At 67.8% G+C, this 19,710-nt stretch carries 25 protein-coding genes, 1 tRNA gene and 1 pseudogene; 15 read left to right on the top strand and 12 right to left on the bottom strand.

What is annotated here, in order from left to right; all coding sequences use genetic code 11:
- Positions 1-6: 6 nt before the first annotated feature.
- The 5 genes from PP1_RS24010 to PP1_RS23990 form a co-directional block, all read right to left on the bottom strand.
- The gene (locus PP1_RS24010; RefSeq protein ID WP_083697211.1) at positions 7-324 is read right to left on the bottom strand and encodes a flavodoxin family protein; all 318 of its coding nucleotides are present in this window, start codon (positions 322-324) and stop codon (positions 7-9) included.
- Complete coding sequence (locus tag PP1_RS24005; protein WP_010243512.1) at positions 321-656, bottom strand: DUF5996 family protein; 336 nt, start codon at positions 654-656, stop codon at positions 321-323. Before PP1_RS24005 ends, PP1_RS24010 begins: the two co-directional genes overlap by 4 nt.
- Before the next feature lie 7 nt (positions 657-663).
- Complete coding sequence (locus PP1_RS24000) at positions 664-759, bottom strand: DUF5996 family protein (RefSeq protein ID WP_337819678.1); 96 nt, start codon at positions 757-759, stop codon at positions 664-666.
- Between the two features lie 285 nt (positions 760-1,044).
- Positions 1,045-1,602 carry a TetR/AcrR family transcriptional regulator gene (locus tag PP1_RS23995; protein WP_033200722.1) on the bottom strand — a complete coding sequence of 186 codons (558 nt, stop codon included), beginning with the start codon at positions 1,600-1,602 and terminating at the stop codon, positions 1,045-1,047.
- A 66-nt stretch (positions 1,603-1,668) separates the two neighbouring features.
- On the bottom strand, positions 1,669-2,364 hold the full coding sequence (locus PP1_RS23990; RefSeq protein ID WP_010243516.1) for a type 1 glutamine amidotransferase domain-containing protein: 696 nt from the start codon (positions 2,362-2,364) through the stop codon (positions 1,669-1,671).
- Positions 2,365-2,517: 153 nt separating this feature from the next.
- On the opposite strand from PP1_RS23990, the gene PP1_RS23985 reads away from it, so the two are divergent.
- Positions 2,518-2,883, top strand: a complete 366-nt coding sequence (locus PP1_RS23985) for a hypothetical protein (protein WP_010243518.1) — start codon at positions 2,518-2,520, stop codon at positions 2,881-2,883.
- An 11-nt stretch (positions 2,884-2,894) separates the two neighbouring features.
- Here PP1_RS23985 and PP1_RS23980 read toward each other — a convergent pair.
- Positions 2,895-3,788 (bottom strand): annotated as a pseudogene (locus PP1_RS23980) (IS256 family transposase); the annotation flags it as partial.
- Positions 3,789-4,057: 269 nt separating this feature from the next.
- Here PP1_RS23980 and PP1_RS23975 point away from each other — a divergent pair.
- Positions 4,058-4,612: a sugar O-acetyltransferase gene (locus PP1_RS23975; RefSeq protein WP_010228045.1), complete on the top strand. Its 555-nt coding sequence runs from the start codon at positions 4,058-4,060 to the stop codon at positions 4,610-4,612.
- 561 nt (positions 4,613-5,173) lie between these two features.
- Entirely contained in the window at positions 5,174-5,866 is a 693-nt protein-coding gene (locus PP1_RS23970; protein WP_010228048.1) for a hypothetical protein, read from the top strand.
- Between the two features lie 669 nt (positions 5,867-6,535).
- On the opposite strand, the gene PP1_RS23965 is transcribed toward PP1_RS23970, so the two are convergent.
- Positions 6,536-7,471, bottom strand: a complete 936-nt coding sequence (locus PP1_RS23965) for a restriction endonuclease (protein WP_202796352.1) — start codon at positions 7,469-7,471, stop codon at positions 6,536-6,538.
- A gap of 451 nt (positions 7,472-7,922) precedes the next feature.
- On the opposite strand from PP1_RS23965, the gene PP1_RS23960 reads away from it, so the two are divergent.
- On the top strand, positions 7,923-8,726 hold the full coding sequence (locus PP1_RS23960; protein WP_337819677.1) for a DUF5131 family protein: 804 nt from the start codon (positions 7,923-7,925) through the stop codon (positions 8,724-8,726).
- On the opposite strand, the gene PP1_RS23955 is transcribed toward PP1_RS23960, so the two are convergent.
- The 4 genes from PP1_RS23955 to PP1_RS23940 form a co-directional block, all read right to left on the bottom strand.
- On the bottom strand, positions 8,723-9,880 hold the full coding sequence (locus PP1_RS23955) for a three-Cys-motif partner protein TcmP (RefSeq protein ID WP_202796353.1): 1,158 nt from the start codon (positions 9,878-9,880) through the stop codon (positions 8,723-8,725). The two genes, PP1_RS23960 and PP1_RS23955, sit on opposite strands and share 4 nt — an antisense overlap.
- Before the next feature lie 282 nt (positions 9,881-10,162).
- Positions 10,163-10,984, bottom strand: coding sequence for a phosphotransferase (locus PP1_RS23950; protein ID WP_010228058.1), 822 nt, complete (start codon positions 10,982-10,984; stop codon positions 10,163-10,165).
- Positions 10,981-11,673, bottom strand: coding sequence for an HAD family hydrolase (locus PP1_RS23945; RefSeq protein ID WP_010228060.1), 693 nt, complete (start codon positions 11,671-11,673; stop codon positions 10,981-10,983). Before PP1_RS23945 ends, PP1_RS23950 begins: the two co-directional genes overlap by 4 nt.
- Positions 11,670-12,539: a winged helix-turn-helix domain-containing protein gene (locus tag PP1_RS23940; protein ID WP_010228062.1), complete on the bottom strand. Its 870-nt coding sequence runs from the start codon at positions 12,537-12,539 to the stop codon at positions 11,670-11,672. Before PP1_RS23940 ends, PP1_RS23945 begins: the two co-directional genes overlap by 4 nt.
- A 128-nt stretch (positions 12,540-12,667) precedes the next feature.
- Here PP1_RS23940 and PP1_RS23935 point away from each other — a divergent pair, with 128 nt between their 5' ends.
- The 11 genes from PP1_RS23935 to PP1_RS23885 all read left to right on the top strand — a co-directional run bounded on the left by PP1_RS23935 (position 12,668) and on the right by PP1_RS23885 (position 19,554).
- Positions 12,668-13,069 (top strand): hypothetical protein, encoded by a 402-nt coding sequence (locus PP1_RS23935; RefSeq protein ID WP_050802327.1) that lies wholly within the window; start codon positions 12,668-12,670, stop codon positions 13,067-13,069.
- Positions 13,066-13,329, top strand: coding sequence for a hypothetical protein (locus PP1_RS23930; protein WP_010228066.1), 264 nt, complete (start codon positions 13,066-13,068; stop codon positions 13,327-13,329). The genes PP1_RS23935 and PP1_RS23930 overlap by 4 nt, the downstream gene beginning before the upstream one ends.
- A gap of 272 nt (positions 13,330-13,601) precedes the next feature.
- Complete coding sequence (locus PP1_RS23925) at positions 13,602-13,790, top strand: hypothetical protein (protein WP_010228068.1); 189 nt, start codon at positions 13,602-13,604, stop codon at positions 13,788-13,790.
- A gap of 4 nt (positions 13,791-13,794) precedes the next feature.
- Positions 13,795-14,145, top strand: a complete 351-nt coding sequence (locus PP1_RS23920) for a hypothetical protein (protein ID WP_010228070.1) — start codon at positions 13,795-13,797, stop codon at positions 14,143-14,145.
- A 1-nt stretch (position 14,146) separates the two neighbouring features.
- Entirely contained in the window at positions 14,147-14,335 is a 189-nt protein-coding gene (locus PP1_RS23915) for a hypothetical protein (protein ID WP_010228072.1), read from the top strand.
- 97 nt (positions 14,336-14,432) lie between these two features.
- Positions 14,433-15,872, top strand: a complete 1,440-nt coding sequence (locus PP1_RS23910) for an FtsK/SpoIIIE domain-containing protein (RefSeq protein WP_010228074.1) — start codon at positions 14,433-14,435, stop codon at positions 15,870-15,872.
- Positions 15,872-16,087 carry a hypothetical protein gene (locus tag PP1_RS23905; protein WP_010228076.1) on the top strand — a complete coding sequence of 72 codons (216 nt, stop codon included), beginning with the start codon at positions 15,872-15,874 and terminating at the stop codon, positions 16,085-16,087. The genes PP1_RS23910 and PP1_RS23905 overlap by 1 nt, the downstream gene beginning before the upstream one ends.
- Positions 16,084-16,749 (top strand): hypothetical protein, encoded by a 666-nt coding sequence (locus PP1_RS23900; RefSeq protein WP_029239416.1) that lies wholly within the window; start codon positions 16,084-16,086, stop codon positions 16,747-16,749. The genes PP1_RS23905 and PP1_RS23900 overlap by 4 nt, the downstream gene beginning before the upstream one ends.
- A gap of 89 nt (positions 16,750-16,838) precedes the next feature.
- Entirely contained in the window at positions 16,839-18,194 is a 1,356-nt protein-coding gene (locus PP1_RS23895; RefSeq protein ID WP_010228080.1) for a replication initiator, read from the top strand.
- On the top strand, positions 18,191-18,409 hold the full coding sequence (locus PP1_RS23890) for a helix-turn-helix domain-containing protein (protein ID WP_010228082.1): 219 nt from the start codon (positions 18,191-18,193) through the stop codon (positions 18,407-18,409). Before PP1_RS23895 ends, PP1_RS23890 begins: the two co-directional genes overlap by 4 nt.
- Complete coding sequence (locus PP1_RS23885) at positions 18,409-19,554, top strand: tyrosine-type recombinase/integrase (RefSeq protein WP_010228084.1); 1,146 nt, start codon at positions 18,409-18,411, stop codon at positions 19,552-19,554. Before PP1_RS23890 ends, PP1_RS23885 begins: the two co-directional genes overlap by 1 nt.
- Before the next feature lie 81 nt (positions 19,555-19,635).
- On the opposite strand, the gene PP1_RS23880 is transcribed toward PP1_RS23885, so the two are convergent.
- Positions 19,636-19,706 (bottom strand) — tRNA-Gly (locus PP1_RS23880).
- Positions 19,707-19,710 lie beyond the last annotated feature (4 nt).

Below are 19,710 nucleotides of genomic sequence, written 5' to 3'. Positions count from 1 at the left end.
TCGGAGTTACACCGATGTTCTTACAGTCCCGTCGATGAAGGTCTTGAGCTGACCGGCGATGTTGCCGTAGCGGGTGAGGGATCCGAAGAGGACGGCGTCCGCCCAGACGATGTCGTCGGGTGTGGCCTCCGGGGTCTCGGGTGCGGCTTCGGCGTGTGCGGCCTGGGCGTCGGTCGCCGCACGTCCGCCGGTTGTGGCGTGCCGGGCGACCCGGCGCAGCCGGACCTCGGCGCCGGCCTTCTCGCCTGCCTCGGCGGCGCGGCGGGCCATGGCGTCGACGGTGCCGGTGGCCGAGTAGTAGACGGCGGCGAGCTTGACGGTCATGTACTCCTCCTCGGAGTTGCGGGGTCGGTGGTCCAGCGGAACGGGTCGTCCTCGAGGCCGGCCCGGTCCCAGTGCCCGAGGTTCGCCGCGGCCTCGTACGTGGCGTGCAGGAACTCGCTGACGGCACGGTCCGGGTCGGCGGCGGCCCGGGCGGCCTCGTAGGGGAACAGGAACTGCTGGAACTCGGTGCTGTAGTGGGCGCCGTCCGGTCCGGCCGGTTGCTCGGCGAACCCGTCGGGTGCCGGGTCCGCGTAGGCGTAGAAGGCGCCCTCGTCGCCGCCGCCGGGCCAGAACCCGCAGCTGCTCAGCTCGCGGGAGTAGCCCTCGACCATGACCCAGTCAACCGCAGTTCGGGGCGCCGCCGGGGTGCGGCGGTGCCGGGCGCCCAGAGAACCGGGTGCAGGCCAGGTCCATCCCGCCCCAGAAGAAGTGCACCGGGCTGACCTTGCCGACGAAGCAGAGCCGGACCTCGCCTGGGACAGCTGCTCGTGCAGGAACTCAGAGGGGTCGATACTGGAGGGTGCGGTCATCGCGTGGAACTCCTGAAGCACTGTGGAAGGTCTCCAGAAGATCACGCGGTGGCCGCCCTACACGTCGACACCACAGCCCTCAACAGGACCGGGTCGCACACCACTTTGGTGGACACCACTGACCGACGGTCAGTGCGCCGACCGTCTGCGCCACCCCCACCGGTCGTGCCGACGAGCGGCGACGCGAGCCTCAGGCCGGCTCATCGGAGGTGGCCAGTCCAGCCGTGAGCAGATCGACAGCGGTCGGCAGCAGTCGGACGTTGTCCGGGGTCGACTCCAGGCCGGTCACCAGCGCAGTGCAGATCGCGGCGGCGTCCTCGGGCGCCGTTCCGGAAGGACTCGCCTCAGCGAACAGACTCGTCAGGAGCTCACCGACGCGGCCGGTGAAATTGATGCAGATGTCGCCGTAGAGCCGTGCTTTCGCATCCAGCAGTTCGGCGGTGTGCGGAGAGTCGCCTGCCAGCTCGAGCACCAGGTCGAGCTTGACCTGCAGCACTGACCGCACTCGCTCCTGCCATGGTGCGTCGGACTCCGCCGCGGCGGAGGCTCGCTCCGTCGCCTGCAGGTGCAGGCGCGCGGCGAGCCGCCGCACGGCGTCGTCCTTGTTGCGGACATATTGGTAGACCGCTGACCGCGACATCCCCGCTTCTCGGGCGATGTCATCCATCGTCGTGCGCCGCACACCATGCCGCGTGAGACACGCGTAGGTGGCATCCAGGACGTGGTCGAGGCGGGGTGCGCTCGTCATGTCAGCCCGGTCCAGCCCTCTCCTGTCGGTGCATCGGTGGGTCGACACCTCAGCGGAGCACCGTCATCAGGGCAGCGCCTTGAGGAGCTCCTCTGCCAACGGGGCGGACGAAGCAGGGTTCTGGCCCGTGTACAGGTTACGGTCGACGACGATGTGCGGAGCCCACGGCTCGCCTTCGTCGTACTTCGCACCGAGGCTCACAACCTCGTCCTGGACCAGCCACGGCGCTTTCTCCGCCAAACCGACCTGCCGCTCCTCCTCGTTGGAGAACGCGGACACGCGGTAGCCCGCGAACGGTGTCGTCCCGTCGTCGGCGACGGTCGCGCGCAGGGCCGCCGGTGCGTGGCAGACGATACCGAGCGGCTTGCCGGATCCCAGCGCGTCGATCAGCAGCTTTCCTGAGTCCCTGTCGAAGGCCAGGTCCTCCAGCGGGCCGTGTCCACCAGGGTAGTACACGGCGGCGTAGTCTGAGAGCTGCACCTCCCCCAGGTCGATCGTCCTCCGGAGCTCCTCAGCTCCGTCGATCACCGCGGCCTGCTCCTTCGCGGCGTCCTCACCACCGGCCATGTCCGGAGTCAGACTGACCGCGTCGACGGTCGGCGCGATCGCACCCGGAGTGGCGACAACGATCTCGTGTCCGGCATCCCTGAACGCCGAGTAGGGAGCCACGAACTCCTCGGCCCAGTAGCCGGTCGGGTGCCTGGTTCCGTCGTTGAGCGTCCAGTACGTCGCACCGGTCATCACGAACAAGATCTTGGCCATCCGAGCTTCTCTCCTACTTCGGCGTGTGTCAGACGTTCTGACGTTTTGTGCTTATTTTGTCAGTTCGACTGAGCAAAAGTTACGCTCGGTACCCGCGGCTGTCAACCGCGCCCGGCTCTCCCTGAGCACCTGGCGGCCGGCAGCGCGCCGCGGGTGGCGCGCTTCCATCGGGGCCGGGACGTCACCGACTGGCCCGACGAGATGGGCTACTACCGGATGCCGGTCACCGAGCACCCGCGCCGCGAGGCCGTCCGCGCCCAGGCGAACCACTACGTCACCGGCCGCGACGGCGGCCGCGACATCGACCTGCACCGGTTCGCCACCGAGGGGATGCGGCTCTACGGTCCGCTCGCCGACCACGCAGGCGGCACCCTGCGTTTCCGCCATGGCCTGGCGGACGCGCTCGACCACGCCGACCAGGTCAGCGAGTCCATCAAGGACACCATCGACGCGCACATCGAGCGCCAGGGCATCGATGCGCCGCCGGGGAGGGGACTGTCAAGTTTCCGGTGTAACTGAGGTTGGTCGGGTTACGTGCGTCCGGCGGACAGGCGTCCGTCGAAGGCGATGTCGAAGGCGTTCAGGGCGGGCTTCCAGCGGATCGACCACCGGTGCTGCCCGGTGCCGGTGGGGTCGAGACTCATGATCGCCATGTAGACGCACTTGAGCGCGGCGGCCTCGTTCGGGAAGTGCCCGTGGGCCTTGACCGCCCGCCGGATCCGGGCGTTCACGCTCTCGATCGCGTTCGTCGTGCAGATGATCTTGCGGATCTCGACGTCGAACCCCAGGAACGGCACGAACTCGGCCCAGGCGTTCTCCCAGAGCCGCACGATCGCCGGATACCGCTCACCCCAGGCCTCGCAGAACTCCAGGAACCGCTCGGTCGCCGCAGCCTCGGTGGGTGCGGTGTAGACCGGTCGCAGGGCCTTGGCGATCGCGTCGTAGTGCTGGCGGCCGGCGTAGCGGAAGCTGTTGCGCAGCAGGTGCACCACGCAGGTCTGGGTGATAGTGGCGGGCCAGACCGCGCCGATCGCATCCGGCAGCCCCGCCAGGCCGTCACAGACAACCATGAGCACGTCACCGACGCCGCGGTTACGGATCTCGGCGAGTACGTGCAGCCAGTACTTCGCGCCCTCGCCACCGCTGCTGGGGTCCCCGACCCAGAGCCCGAGGATCTCCCGGCGGCCCTCACAGGTCACCGCGAGCGCGACATAGACGGGCCGGTTCGCGACCTTCCCGTCGCGGATCTTGACGTGGATCGCGTCGATGAAGATCACCGGGTAGACCGGGTCGAGTGGCCGGTTCTGCCACTCGACCATCGCCTCGATGACCTTGTCGGTGATCGTCGAGATCGTCTGCCGGGACACCTGGGCGCCGTAGACCTCGGCCAGGTGAGCCTGGACCTCCCCGGTGGTCCCGCCCTGAACGCCTTCGACATCGCCTTCGACGGACGCCTGTCCGCCGGACGCACGTAACCCGACCAACCTCAGTTACACCGGAAACTTGACAGTCCCGCTGACCGACCACTTGGAGATGTACTGCCGCTGGGGAAATACCGACCACCCATAACACCGGCGACTCAGCCTCTGACCTGCTGGTTCGTTGGTCGGGGTGGGTTGTCGCTGGGCATCGCTGGTCAGGCTGACTTGTACCGGATTTGTACCCGCGGATCTCTGGACGCAGGATCGTAAGTGTGGGCGAGCACAAGGAACGCATGCTCCGCAACGACTGGTACCTCGACGAACCCGACCTCGTCGACGACCGACGTCGTTGCTGGCGCCTCCTCCATGGGTTCAACGCGACCGGTCCCGATAACGACGACGAGCGCGAGTCTCTCCTCCGGCGGCTCGTCGGACAGCTCGGCGACGGCGTCGTGGTGATGCCCCGCTTCCAGTGCAGCTACGGAACCCACATCACCCTCGGCCATCGCGCCTTCGTCAACCACGATGCCTTGTTCATGGACGACGCCACGATCACCATCAGCGACGACGTCCGGATCGGACCGCGGACACAGCTCCTCACAGCACAGCACCCCGTCGAAGACCACGACCGCCGGCGCGAAGGATGGGAACGCCCCCTTCCCATCAGCATCGGAAGCAACACCTGGCTCGGAGCCGGGGTCATCGTCTGCCCCGGCGTGACCATCGGGGCAAACACCGTCGTCGGGGCAGGCAGCGTCGTCACGCGCGACGTGCCTGACCGCGTCCTCGTCGCAGGGAATCCGGGCCGACTCGTCCGCGAGCTGTAAGAGGGACGGCCACCACCCCCATCGCGAACGTCAACATCTACCCCTCAAACCGCCGGAGACAAGATCCACTGCTTCCGGCGACACTCGACGTTCGCCGTTACCCCTCGTGCGCTGCACGGACTCGCTACCGCATCTTCCATGGGCGACGGGTCCATCGGCTGCATCTGCCGTTGATTCCTGAGGGTTACCCGGGAGTGAGCCCGCTCCCCCGCGCCTACTGAGTGCCATCCCGGAGATAGTGAGTATGAGAATCGCAGGTGGCGCCCTGCCCCCCGGCGAGGGCACGACTCGTTCGGTGTGAAGCAACCGTGACACCGGCTGGGCGGGCGACGACGATCAGGTGAGCGGGCTCGTGAAGTTCCTGGACGTCCGCCGGGTGCCGCCGCAGTTGTCAGGCAGTTGGTCAAACAGGCCTCTATCTCCCACGGCTCTGGCATGAGTTGCACTGGTGTTGGAGCCCCGTGGTGCATCGGTGCTGGTGGGAGGGGTACCAGGTAGGGCTCTGGGGCACTAGTGCGACTCGGACACGACTACGTGGCACACGTTCTGTAGCGTTCGAGCATGTCCGCGCACCCGCGTCTGCCAATCGTGCTCGAAGCGGCCAGCTCCCTCGCTGCGGGGCTCGTCAATCCGACGCTGCTCGTGACCCTTCATCGCGACATCGACGAGCTCGAGGGCCTCGATGGGCGCAGGCTCGGCCGGTCGAACAAGCAGTACGCGCTCCGGTGGGCCATCTTCACCATGTCGTACGCAGCACTCGAGTCGTTCTTCAACGACATCCTCCGCGATACAGCGAGTCAGCGGACGCTGCCGGTGAATCCGGACAAGCTCCGCAGCGCTGGCGACAAGCATGGCGTCAAGCTCTTCACAAGCGATTGGGGCCTGCGGACGCGCGTAAAAGGCACGTCCGCAGGCAATAGATCTAGGTGGGTCGTGTACTCAGGAAAGCAGGAGCTGGTCGCTTACCTCGCCGACATGAAGAACCTCCGTGATCTGCTCGCCCACGGATCAGACCCGAACAAGGTGTCGAACGCGTCTGGTGCGCTATGGCCCTTGATCAACGGGGGTAATTCGATGCGCCTCATGGGTGCTGAGGGCTTCATACAGGCGGCTGGCGACCTCGCTGCCCAGACGGTGCTCGCCTTCGGCGGTGAGGCGGACGACGTGCCGGTCTGGCCCGAGCCGGCCCGGTCCGGCCTTTCAGCGGAACCGCGCCCGGTGCTGAAGCTCCTTGAGGGCAGGCGCGCCAGGTAGTTCGCGGAGCCGCCTGACCCGAATTGCACAGGGGTTGAGGACCCAGCACTGAATCCGCTGCGCACCGTTCGATGTCCATGTCGGCGGACACTCCGTCACCGGACCTCGCGGATCACCAGCGACGCCCGCGCCCTGCTCGACCGGCTACCCGCGATCAACGCGCCAGGGCACTGAACCTGTGCAGCTCAGATCTGGCTCGCGCCATCTCGTCGACTTCGCGTAGCCCGATCACGTCGCCGACACGGGGCAACCTGCCCATCGCACTGGACCACCTACGTCGCGACGCCCCGTTCTTAGACGTCGGCCGCACCCCGAGCACCCGCACAGGCTTGCTCCCTGTCCGTGGCGTGATCCCTCCGGGAGGTCGTCGAGATGGCACGCCCGCTGCCACCCCACGACGGGAACCGCCAGCCGGACCCGGGGCGCTCCCATCTCGGAGACCCGCCCGCCCGGCGAGGGCATGGGCACTTCGTCCCGAAAGCGGTCGCGCGGTGCCCGGTGGTGTCACCAGATGTCGCTTAGTGCCAGCTGAGCTGGGCGTTCGTGTCGCATTGTCACCGGGCGTTGTGCGTGGTCGTCGAGAGTCCGCTCCGGGTTTGCTCCGGCTCACCCGACCGCTGTAGCGGTCCGCGTATAGGCGGCGGGTCGGCGATCCGTGCGGTCCGGGCACTACTCGAAGTAGTCCTCGTCCAGCTTGACGATCGTGTAGGTTCGTTCGACCTGAACGCCCACCCCGCGGTCGATCATCAAGTTCGCGAACCGCTCCCCGTCTATAAGGATCACGCTTGCGTTGACGGAGCGGGCGTAGTCGAGGGCCTCGCGGGAGAAGGTGCTCGTGGTGATGAAGACACCTTGGGTGGCCTGTTGGCCATGTAGGGCGCCGACGAAGCCCTGCACCTGCGGCCGACCGACGACGGTGTCCGGGGCGTATCGCTTGGCTTGGACGTAGATGCGGGCCAGACCGAGCGGGTCCTGGTCGATGACGCCGTCGACCCCGCCGTCGCCGCTGCCACCGATCCGGCGGGCGCGCTGCTCGACCCCTCCGTAGCCCATCGCGACCAGCACGTCGAGGACCGACTGCTCGAGGAAGTCCGGGCTCGCGGCGCGCAACCGTTCGAGAAGCTGCGTGCTGACCTCGGCTCGGAGTCGGGCGGTACCGGCCTCGATCTGCTCGATCGGGTCAAGACCAGAGCTGTGCTGACTCTGCTCCACCGAAATGGTCGACGGGAAATGCGCACGCCGGGCCGGAACGTGGTCGCGATACGCCGGGATCTGCCTCAGGTGGACCTCGTCCAGGCGCTGTGGGTGCTCGGCGAGCAGTCGCCGTCCAACGTCGGTCACGGTGTAGGACCCACGCCGAGGGCGGTCGAGCGCTCCTGCACGCGCCAGCGATGAGACCGCCCAACCGATGCGATTTCGGAAGCGCTGCTGCCCGGATTCGAGGACTTCAGCCCGTTGAGCGTCAGTGAGCTGGACGTGGTCAGCCACACGATCTTGGACCTCGCGAGCCTGGACGGTCTCGCCGTCCTTGAGGACCTGCAGGACAGGGAGTAGGAAGCCGTCCCACGTCGGCATCTCACTGACAGGCTGCGGAGCATCGACCACGCACGGCAGGCTATCTGTGTGATCCAATCGCTTGCGAGTGCGTGATGCATGGGCAGTAGAGACTCGTTCGTCCCGAAGCAACGAGGGCGACCGGCCGAACGGCTTGAACGCGCTGGTCAAGCGGCTGCGTGCGTCCGTGGACGTCCGCGCGGTTCCGGGCTCGTATGGACCGATCGTCACTCAGTTCCTCACGCACCCGCGCCCGGTGCTCGTGTGGCATCCCGTCGACCTGGGCAACGCCCCCGACCGCGCGTCGGCCCGGGGGCGGCCCCCGACGCAACCGCCTGGCCGACCTCGTCCAGCTCCGCCCCCGGGACGTCGTGTGGTAGCCCTCCGGGAGGTCGTCGGGATGCCACACCCCGGCCATCCCGGAGACCTGCCGCCCGGCGAGGGCATCGTCTTGAGCGGTTGACGTTCCTGGAGAGCTGCGGTCGGCACTGGCCACACTCCGATGCCGAACGCGTGTTCGACGTGCGGCCCCGGAGGCTATAGTCTCGACTCTATGGCACAAAGCAGCGCGATCGAGTGGACCGAGGCAACCTGGAACCCGACGACGGGCTGCGATCGCATCAGTTCGGGATGCGACAATTGCTACGCGCTGAAGCTTGCAGGTCGGCTTAAGGCAATGGGCCAACCGCGATATCAAAACGACGGCAACGGTGTTACCTCAGGGCCAGGTTTCGGAGTCACTCTTCATCCTGACGCGTTGGGAGTTCCGTCACGTTGGCGACGCCCTAAGATTATATTCGTAAATAGCATGAGCGATCTTTTCCATGCGAAAGTTCCTCTGAGCTACATTCGGGACGTCTTTGCGGAGATTGCGGAGACTCCGCGGCATACGTACCAAGTTCTGACTAAGCGGTCGCTGCGTCTTGCCCGGCTCGCGGAAAAGCTGAATTGGCCAGCCAACCTGTGGATGGGAGTCAGTGTCGAGTCTAGTGATCAGTTTGGCCGGATCGATCATCTCCGATCAACTGGCGCGGCGGTCAAGTTCCTATCTGCCGAACCGCTAATCGGCCCGCTGTACGGTATTGACCTCGATAGAATCGACTGGGTTATCGCCGGTGGTGAAAGTGGAGCGGGCGCTAGGCATCTCGATCCCGACTGGGTGCGTTCGCTTCGGGACGAGACCAAGGCTCAAGGGGTTCCATTCTTCTTTAAGCAATGGGGCGGACGAACTCCGAAACAAGGAGGGCGGACCCTCGACGGTCGCGAGTGGAGTGAGTATCCGAAACCTGAAACTGGCGCCGTCTAGCCTGGGAATACGACCTGGGTCCCAGGGGGATATGTGTTTCGCCGAGCCTGATTTACGCACGTGATCTGACCCGCGATCTGCATCGGCTTTAGAGTCAGCTTCTTGAGGTGTGAAGCCGCGTATGGCGTCTCCGTTAGGACGTAATGCTCCAGTAGCTCTATGCTCACGGTCTGACCCTTGAAATGTTGCGCTAGGTCGATCTGGAGTGGTTCGGTGTCGACCTCGTCTCCGAACAATACAGGGATACCCGCTAGAACGTCAGAGAACTTTTCGCCACCGCCCGGATCCACCTTCCACATCGCGTCCTTCATCACACGAAGTCCGGTGACATGGCGGGTTCCATAGAATAGGTAGTATCCAGTGTGACCCGTCTCGTTGACCATCTCGAAGCTCTTGACGAACGGGAATCCGCAGGCCTCTATCAATTGACTCTGGTACAGGTCATGCAAGAACTTCTTCCGCTCCGGACCGGCTAGCCCTGCAGCGTCCTTAAAGCGGTCAGTACCAAATAGCTCGGTCAGGCGATCGTCGATGTTTCCAGCGCTTGCGAACCGATTGACTGCGTTGAAGTCAAAATATACAAATAGCTCGCACCGGTCGAACGACAGGAGGCGCCTGAGTAGATCCATGGGCAGTCCCTTTAAGCCAAATGGGTCGACGAAGGCGAAGGTAGGAGCGAGATTCCTCTTCTGTTCGTCTAGGTGCGCCAAAATGCCTTCGGCCACGTTCTCGAAGCTGTCGCCTGCGACCTGCACCTTAATATTGGGAGGCCAGGGCTGGTGACTGGCGATAAATTCTTGGACAACCGCGTTTAGGGATTCGTGCCGGTCCGGCTCTGCTTCATTGAACAGGAACACAAAAGTCTTGTTCGTCATGGCTGGAAGATGACGATGGGAGAGTAGAACCTCTAGGGCCTTGGTCGGCGACCCGGGTTCCCCGTTCTTATAGACGCCGGGTCCAGCGAAGCCGTCGAGAAAGACGATCCGGTCGTTCCAACGGCTCAAGATCGGGAACCATCCTTTGAGGTATCCGGTCAAGAGGTCGTGCTTAGCACTCGTGTGGGGCTTCAGCTCCCAGACAGTGTCGCTCTCGCCAGTTCGTGCCATGTGCGTTGGGCCCCCGGTTTGTGCGGTGGTGTCTGCAACGACGAACATCGCGAGAAGGCGACCGAGTGTTACTGATCGGGTGCGCGCAGTGCCCCAGGTAGCTGCCCCCGTCCGTTGGCCACGCACGGGATCGCGGCTTGCTGAACGAGCGGGGGGTAGCGCGGCGACCGGCCGGAGGCCGCAGCGCCGCGCGCAACCCGGCGCCGGAGGCGCCGCTTGATACCGAATGGAAGGTCTAGACACAGCGTGCGCTGCCGCCGTTGTCGTGTCCCGGCTGATGCTTGACGTTCCGGTCTCACCTGATGCTTGACGTCCGGACAGCCGCCGGGGTCAGACGGTCGCGGCGTCGGCGACAGTCACCCATGAGTCGGCACGCTCGGGGTCGTTGCCGCTGGACAGCGCAATGCTGCGGGCGAGCGCTCTGGCGGTGTCCAAGTGGTCATCGCTGAGCTTCAAGGCGAGGACGGCGATGTCGTAGGCGGCTTCGCCGCTCATCCCGCGAGGGTCGATGAACCACAGCTGGGAGGCGCCGTGGAGCACGTTAGGTGGTGACAGGTCGGCGTGGCACAACGCGGCTGACATGTCGGCGGCGAGCTGATCAAGAGCGACGGTCGCTGCCTGACGGACGGCGGCGGGCTCGGGACCTCGGTGAGGCGGCTGGTCATCAGACGGCGGATCGGTGAGACGCGCACGAAGCCACGGCACAATGCTGGGCAGCGATGGCAGCCCGTCCTCGACGGAGAGGGTGCGCAGCATCGTTGCCACCCCCGCGAGATCCGAGGGCTTCGGCTCCTGCTCGGCGAACGATGTCCCGGGTTCGACGACGTCCATCGCAGTCCACATGCCCGTAGCGGTCTTTCGCAGCAGGTGGACGACGGGCGCGAGGCCGGCATGCGCGAGTCGGTCGAGTACGGCGGCCTGGTGGACGGCATGCGGGTCGGGACTCGATCGCAGGACCAGGCGTGCGCCGGAGTTGGACGTCGCCTCGACCACGTGGGCGGATCTGGCGGGAAACGTCCGGCCGGTCGGCGTCACCGCGAGCGCGGCGCAGACGTCGGCCAGCTCCTCGGACAGGGTGTCGGTCCACGCGGGTGCGAGGTCAGGCCATCGCGCGTGTGCGGTCTGGGCGACGTCGGGACGGAGCGTGGTCACGGGCGTAGCGCGGTCGCGATGGTGTGCATGTCGTCGACGACGAGCAGGGCATCCGCGTCGGTGAGCCCTTCGGCGCGCTCGGGCCGCTTGGCGTAGCCGATGCACGGCACCCCGGCGGCGACCCCGGCGAGTGCATCGGTGATTGAGTCACCGACGAACACCGCGTCGGCCGGTGCCGCTCGGGCGATATCCAGCGCTGCGTGGAGAAGGTGCGGGTCGGGTTTCATCTGCTCGGGGTGCCCGAAGGGCCGGCCGATGATGTGCGCGACGTGCTCGGTCAGATCGTGGCGGGCGAGGTAGGTCCGGATGGCCCGCTCTGAGTTGTTGCTGACCACCAGCACCGTGCGCCCGGTCGCGACCACGGTCCGGATGAGCTCGTGCGCTCCGGGGGCCGGCTCAGCCACCGCAGCGGCCCGGGTCTCGTGCTCGATCACATGGGCCTCGACATCGCGACCGGACTCGGGCGAGTGGCGGTATGCGACGCGGAGCAGGACGAGCGGGTCGTCGGTGCGGACCTCGGTCAGATCGATGCCACGGACGGTGGCGAACTGGCGGACGGCGGCGGCGACGTCGGGTGCCGGATGGCCGGCGAACAGGTGCGCGACGGGGCCGTCGAAATCCAGCAGCACGACGCGGGCGCCACGGAGCAGGTCGACAAGCTGTGTGTGGGTTCCGGTCGGGAGGGTCACCGTGGATACTCCCGGGTGATCGTGTTCCACACGGAGTCGAACCAGGTGCGTGCCTGGGTGACGTACTGGGGGCCGTTGCTGGTCTCGGCGTCGTCACCGGTGGAGAAGTGGAACAGGGTCGCGTCCTTGCCCATCGGGTCGAAGATCGGCACCTGTTCCTTGTCGATGGTGACGGTGTGTTCCAGGACGGGGTAGAAGCCGAAGAACGCTTCCTCGTCGTTGAGCAGGTAGAGCTTGAACAGGGGTGCTGCGCTGTGCGCGCGGACCTGGGCCGTCGCGGTCTTCACGAGCCCGAGGCCGGCAAGCTCCTGCACGCCGTCGGTGATGCTGTCCACGGCGCGGCGGGTGATGCGGTCTGCGCGCGTGCGGACGGCGGGGTCGTCGGCGGCGGTGTCCGCCCGGCACGGCAGGGCGAGAGGTGCGCCGGGGTCGGACAGCATGATCCGGATAGCGATGGACTCCGGGGTGAGTCGTCCGGCGCGAACCTTGTCCAGGACCTCGGACAGGGTGCCCGCGAGGGTCTCGCCGGAGAACCCGGCGAAGTCGATGCGCACGTCGGGGCGCTCGAACGCGGCTTCGATGTGCGGGCGCAGCCCCACCGGTAGCTCGGTCTGGGCGCGGACGAACACCCCACTCCCCTGCCGGCTGATGAGCAGCCGCTCGGCATAGAGGGGACGCAGCGCTGCCTTCACGGTCTCGCGGGCGACGCCGTAGCGCTCGGCGAGGTCAGGCTGCGAGGGCAGCTTCTCCCCCGCCTTGAGCTTGCCGAGCTTGATCGCGGCGCGGATCTGGTTGGAGATCTGCTGCGACGGGGTGCGCGGATCCTCCGGGTCCAGATGCGCGAGGAACTCGGCTGGCGTGCTCATGTCACCACGGTATCGGTCTGCTGACTAGCCCGGCTAGCCATCTTCCTTATCCACGGTTGACATGACTAGTCAGGCCAGTCACCCTGATATGGCTAGCCAAGCTGGTCAGGTTAACGAAGGAGTGAGTGATGAGGGATCTTCCGGTGGTGCTCGACGGCTTCAAGCTCACGGTGGTGGAGCCACCCGCACCCAAGACCCGGCAGGACGCGAACGGCGCCGAAGTGCCGGTGACCGACCGGGACGGCGTTACGCAGTTCGTGGTGTCGCTGTTCGCGAAGCTCCAGGTCCAGGCGGGCCAGCGGGCGCCGAAGGGCGAGGAGATCAAGGTGACCCTGACCGCCGACCCGGGCGAGGGGTTCCCGGAGGACGCGCGAGTGCAGCTGATCGACGCGAAGATCAACCCGTACTCGATCGAGTCGCCGGACGGGCGCACGGTCTCCGGGATCGCGTTCAAGGCGATGGGGCTCAAGCACGCCACCCCGGCCCCGATGCCGGCACGGCGGGGCAAGGACGACGGGGGCGAGTCGTGACCGACCGCCCGGACTTCCTGCCCTCCTCCACCGTCTCGGTCGGGATGCACTTGTACGAGACCACGACGTTCGCCACGCACCTCTACCCGGACGACGACCGAGTCACGCTCGACGCGGCCGGGTCGGGCGGCACGGTGACGCTGTTCCTCGACCGCCCGGAGATCACCCGCCTACGCGGGGTGCTGGAGCAGGCCGAGCAGGACCTGACCGAACAGCAGCAGAAGATCGGGGTCCGCGCGATCAGCGGACCGGCCGCCTGACCCGGCCCATTCCTTCCGGCCGGAGTGCTTTCCGGCGACTCCATGGCAGTTCCAAGACGGGGACACCTGTGTCCTCACATCAAGGGGTGAGCACCAATGACGTGCACGGAATGCAGCGGTAGCCGGGCTTGCGACGAATGTGATGGCTACGGCCATTCGATCGCCGGTGACGAGTGCGGCGAATGCGGCGGGTCGGGGGTGTGTCCGCACTGCTGGGGACACGTCGACCTGACCACCGAAACCAAGAACAGCGAGATGGAGGAGGTACTGCGATGACCACGACCACGAAGACCCGGTTGCGCGCCACCACCGGTGTCGGACGCCTCGTGCGACGCCTGGAGATCGAGCGGCGTCGCTGGTCGCGTCATGACCATCCGGTGATCCCGACCGAGCAGGCGTGGCAGGCCGGGGTCGCCGAGGGCCTCCGGCTGGCCCAGGTCGCGATCCGCAAGGGGGTCTGAGGTCATGGCGCTCAGCCTCGGGCCGCGGGACCGGATCAAAACCCTGCCGAAGGTCAACCGGCGCGCGCTGCGCAAGTACGGCGAGTTCTGGCGGGCCCTGCAGCTGGTCGGCGACGCCCTGACCGACGCAGAGAAGGTCGCCGCCAAGGCAGGCGACAGCGGCAGGGGCAAGCAAGGCCGGACCGCCGGCAAGGGCACGTCAGCGAAGGCCGGCGGCGACGGCCAGCACTGGTCGCACGCCTCCCCGGACGAGATCTCGGCGGCGGCGAAGAAGTCGCACAGCTCGCTGAAGGTGATGGCCAGTTCGGCGAAGAAGTGGGAGGCCGAACTGGTCTCCCGGGAGTGGAGGAAGTGACATGTCCAAGGCCGTCGACCGCACCGTCGAGGAGTTGGACGCCGCGATGCGGGAGTTGCGCCGGTCCCTGCACGGGATCCCGTATCGCACGGGTGGGTTCAAGAACACCCACGACAACCTCGCCCGCGACGTCGCCGTGTTGACCGTGCATCTGGATTCGGCGCGCGGCGCGTTGCGCGCACAGAAGTGACCACCCGGGTGGTGGGGTGCCCGCCGAGATGGATTCTTGGCGGAAACACACGGCGGGCGCCCCGCTACCCGGTCTCGATTCGTGAGGACTGGTAGCAATGAGCAAGCGTAGTAGATCGGCAACTCGCATCAACGGCCCCGCCCGGCACGGCACCCGGGCCACCCGGCCACCCGGCCGCGAGTTCCAGGCCGCCGCCTGGCTCGCCCGACACCCCGGCTTCATCGCCGCCCCACTGCTGGGGCTCGGCCTCGCGCTCAGCCTCGGCCCGCTCATCACCGCCGCCGCTCTCGCGGTCCTGATGGCCGGTGTGGCCGTGTGGGGACGGGCGCACCCGGCCAGCTTCGACCGGTTCGCCGCCCCGCACCTGCGGGCCGCCTGGCGCCGTTGGACCGTCTACCGCGGTCGCCGGTGGACACAGCTGATGTCGGACTGCGGCCTGACCCGCGAGCACCGCCACAGCGGCGAACAGCTCGTCCCCCGCGTGCTCCGGGTCCGCTCCTCGTCGTCGACGATCGACACCGTCTACGTCCGCATGGTCCGCGGGCAGGACGTCGCGTTCTGGCAGGAACGCGCCTCTGTTCTCTACGAGGCGTTGATCGCGCACCGGGTGGCGATCACCCGCCACCGGCCGGGCGTCGTCGCGGTGGTGATCGAGTGGGAGCTGCCCTTCACCCGCACCATCCCCGCGCCGGACATCCCCGAACAGGCCGACGACGTCGACCTCGGCGCGGTCGAGATCGGCGACAACGAACGCGGCGAACCCTTCACCGCGCCCCTCGTCGGCGGACACCGGCTCGTCGCTGGCGCCTCCGGGTCCGGGAAGGGGTCAATCCTGTGGTCCACACTGCGCGGGGTCGGGCCGTGCCTGCGCGACGGGGTCGTGCGGGTGTGGATGGTCGACCTCAAGGGCGGCGTGGAGACCGAACAGGGCGCGCCGCTGTTCCACCGCTACGCCACCACCATGGCCGAGGCCCTGGAGCTGTTGACCGAGTTCCGCGACGCCATGCGCGACCGCCAGGACGACATGCGCGAACAGAACATCCGCGCCGCCACACCCAGCATCGAAACACCGGTGGAGCTGCTGGTCATCGACGAGATGGCCATGCTCACCGCCTACGGCGACCGCACGTCCGTGCGCGAGGCCCTGCGGTTGCTGGCCGAGATCATGACCCAAGGCCGCGCCTCGCTGTTCGCGGTCCACGGCTACCTCCAAGAGCCGTCCAAGGACGTCCTCGACGTGCGAGAGCTGTTCACCCAACGGATCTGCCTCGGCGTCACCGCCGCATCCCATGTCGACATGGTCCTCGGCGAAGGCGCCCGCGAGCGCGGGGCGCTGGCCGACGAGATCCCTGGCGACGCCCGCCACGCCGGGATCGGCTTCGTCATCGACCGCGGGTCGCGGCTCCCGGTCCGCTTCCGCGCGGCGTTCGTCTCCGACGACGACATCGCCGAACTCGTCCAACGTTGCGCCCCGCCGCCGGACGCCGACGTGATCGACCTCCACAACGACGGCGACACCGAGCGGGGGGCTGCCTGATGCGCACCACCACCGCATGGGCCCTGCGCACCTGGGCCAAGCTCACCCTGCTCTTCGCCGTGATCGTCGGCGGGACCTGGCTCTACCTCGGCTCGGCCTCGGGCTGGTTCTGGATCGTGACCGGCGGCGCGCTAGTGGCGGAGTGGTACGTGATCCGCCAGCTCGCCCGAGAGTGGTCCTGGGAAGCCCGCGCCACCTGGTGGTGGTCAGCATGACCGATCAGGCCGGCACCGTGCAGGACGCGCTGTTCGGCGACCCAGTCACCGTCCAGCCCGACGACCACGGCCCGGCCGCGACCCAGGACCCGCGCGAGGTCGCCCGCATCGTCGGCCTCGCCCACGACCCGGGGCTGTTCCTCGTCGAGCGCTCCGGACAGGTCCTGCGGGCCGACCCTGCCCGCCCCGGCTGCACGGACGCGCTCGCCCGCCACGACGGGGACACCGTGGCCCAGCTCCTCGACACCGGCCACCTCCGGCTCGGCGGCACCCACCACGTCCACCACGCAGGCTCGGAAGGACCGGCCCGCTCCGTGCTCGTGCCCAAGCAGACGCGCGACATGGTGTCCCGCTGGGACCACCTGCACCCCATCCCCACACCAGCCCGGGCCTCCGAGCCGAAGAAGGTGCCGCAGCGCTCCACGGGACTCATCGGGGTCGATGTTGTCGAGCCGGGCAAGGCCCTGGTGTGCCTGGGCCACACCGGCCAGGGCGGCACTGTGCTGCGCGAGGCCGGCCGCTACCGGGTCGAGAACGACCACGGCGCACTCGTCGGTCACGCCAGCTCCTACCGGGCCGCCGCCCGCCTGCTCGCCCGCTACCACGGCTACACGCCGGGACCGGTCGAGATCGAGCACGAACACCGCGCCCACCGCCGGTAACCCGGCCCGGCCTCGCCGCTGTGCGACCAGCTCCCAGCGGGGGCCGGCGCCCACCCACAGCCTCGACCCGTCCCGGGAGGGATGCCGCGATGACGGCTGCCACAACCACCCAGCACGACCACGACCTGTCCCACCTGCTGCGCTCCGAGAACTTCCAGGACTGGCGCCGCGAAGTGACCGCCATCGGCGGCTGCGCCGCCCCGATCCACCTCACCGGCTCGTCGCGCATCCACGACCGAGCCACTGGCACCGTCCTCGCTGAGCGGGAGGGCGAGATCCTCGCTCCGTGCGGCAACCGGCGCGCGTCGGTCTGTCCGGCCTGCTCGGATCGCTACGCCTCCGACGCCTACCACCTCCTGCGCTCCGGAATGGCCGGCGGCAAGGGCGTCCCCGACACCGCCACCGAGCACCCACGGGCGTTCGTCACCCTCACCGCCCCGTCGTTCGGGCCGGTCCACACCCGCCGCGTCACCGCCCGCGGGCTCGTCGTCCCCTGCGGCTGCGGGGACAAGCACCACCGCGACGACCCCCGCGTCGGCACCGCAATCGACCCCGACACCCACGACTACGTCGGCGCCGTGCTCTGGCAGGCCCACGCCGGAAAGCTCTGGAACCGCTTCGCCATCCGACTCCGACGGCTGCTCGCCGGGATGCTCGGGGTCAAGGTCCGCGAGTTCCACGACCACGCCCGGCTCTCCTACGCCAAGGTCGCCGAGTACCAGCGCCGCGGGCTCGTGCACTTCCACGCAGTCGTCCGCCTCGACGGACCCGACGGGCCGACCACCGCACCACCCGGCTGGATCACCACCGAGGCCCTGGGCGTCGCGGTCCGGGACGCAGCAAGCTCGGTGTCCCTCGTCGTGGCCCGACCGGACGGGACACCGCTCCCGCTGGCATGGGGGAAGCAGGTCGACATCCGCCCCATCACCTCGACTACAGCGGCCGCGCTCGAGGACGACGACGGCGAGATCACCGACAATGCCCTGGCCGCCTACGTCGCCAAGTACGCCACCAAGGGCACCGGAAAGTCCGAGGCGACCGACCGGCCGATCCGCGACATCGCCCACGTCCGGCATCTCGACATCACCCCGCACCACCGACGGTTGATCGAAACCGCGTGGGAGCTCGGTGGCCAGGAGCAGTACGAGGCGCTGAACCTGCGCCGGTGGGCGCACATGCTCGGCTTCCGCGGCCACTTCCTGACCAAGTCCCGCGCCTACTCCACGACCTTCGGCACTATCCGCGGGGAGCGCCGCACCTACCGCCTCGGCGAGACCCTCGCCGGCCTCGACACCCCCGCCGACTCGGGTTCCGTGCTGGTCGTCAACGACTGGCAGGTCGTCCAGTTCGGACACCGGAACGACGCCGAACGAGAGATCGCACTCGGCATCGCCGAACGACGACGCGAACAACGCACCACGCGATCCCGGAAGGAGACGTCATGACCACGCGGTACCTGACCGTCCCGGAGGCGGCGGACTACCTCAATACCTCCGTGCGCTTCGTCCGCCGGCTGATCGCTGAACGCCGGATCGCCTTCCATTATGTCGGCCGGCACGTGCGGCTTCGGGTCGCCGACCTGGAGGAGTTCGTCCAGTCCGGACGGGTCGAACCGGTGACCGCCGGCGACGTCCGCCGACAGCTTCGGAAGGTGGGCTGATGGCACGCGGCAACCGCCCCGGACACCGCCGCTTCGGGCTGATCAGGAAGCTGCCCTCCGGGCGCTACCAGGCCTCCTACCTCGGCCCCGACGGCCGACGACGGGCCGCGCCCGACACCTTCGCTCGCAAGCGTGAGGCCGAGCAGTGGCTCGCTGCTGTCGAGACCGAGCTACTCCGCGACGACTGGACCGACCCGGCCCTCGGCAAGATCCCGCTGCGCGAGTTCGCCGAGCAATGGATCGCCGAGCACAAGATCAGCCGCAGGACTCGGGAGGAGTACGCCAGCGTGTGGAGGTTGCACCTCGCCTCGTACCTCGGTGACTACCCGATCGGCCAGATCAGCACCGACCTGATCCGCTCGTGGCGAGCCACCCTGCTCCGCGAGGGACGCTCGGAGGACCGGACCGCCAAGGCCTACCGGCTGCTGCGCGCCGTCCTCAATACCGCCGTCGACGACGGCCTGATCAAGCGCAACCCGTGCCGGATCAAGGGAGCGGGTCAACACCGGACTCCGGAGCGACCGACGGCGACCGTCGCCCAGGTCACGAAGCTCTCCGGGCTCGTCCCACCGCGGTTCCGGGTCCTCGTGCTCGCGGCGGCCTTCACCGGGCTCCGCTGGGGCGAGCTGGTCGCGCTACGGCGCTGCGACATCGACCTCGACGGCGGAGCAGTCCACGTCTACCGGCGGCTGGCTGAACACAAGAACGGAGAGATCGAGGCAGGCCCGACCAAGTCCGTGGCCGGAGCCCGCACCGTGGCCCTCCCCGACGTCCTGGTGACCGAACTGCGCGAGCACATCGCCGAGTACGCCGAGGACGGCACGGAGGGCCTGGTGTTCACCGGCGACCGTGACGGCCCGCTGCGCCGGGGCAACTTCCACCGCGCCACTGCCTGGACCCGCACCGTCGTCGCCGCGGGCCTACCGAGTGGCTTTCACTTCCACGACCTGCGCCACACCGGCAACCACCTCGCCGCGACGGCCGGGGCCAGCACCCGCGAGCTGATGCACCGGATGGGCCACGGCTCCATGCGGGCCGCGCTGATCTACCAGCACGCGACGACTGAGCGGGACCGCGCCATCGCCCAACGGCTCAACGACCTGGTCCAGGGCGACGAGGACAGCACCGAAGACGATGTCGGCTAATTGCACGCTAGTTGCACGGAACGACAGCGGCGCCCCTCCCATGATCGGGAGTGGGCGCCGTTTTCGCTGGTAGAAGCTCTGAGCGGGCGACGGGAATCGAACCCGCGTAGCCAGTTTGGAAGACTGGGGCTCTACCATTGAGCTACGCCCGCATGC

Source organism: Pseudonocardia sp. P1 (genome assembly GCF_000178675.2).
In the GTDB taxonomy this organism is placed as follows: Bacteria; Actinomycetota; Actinomycetes; order Mycobacteriales; family Pseudonocardiaceae; genus Pseudonocardia.
The sequence above is the reverse complement of the archived record's forward strand: the minus strand, read 5'-3'. Positions and strand labels throughout refer to the sequence as shown.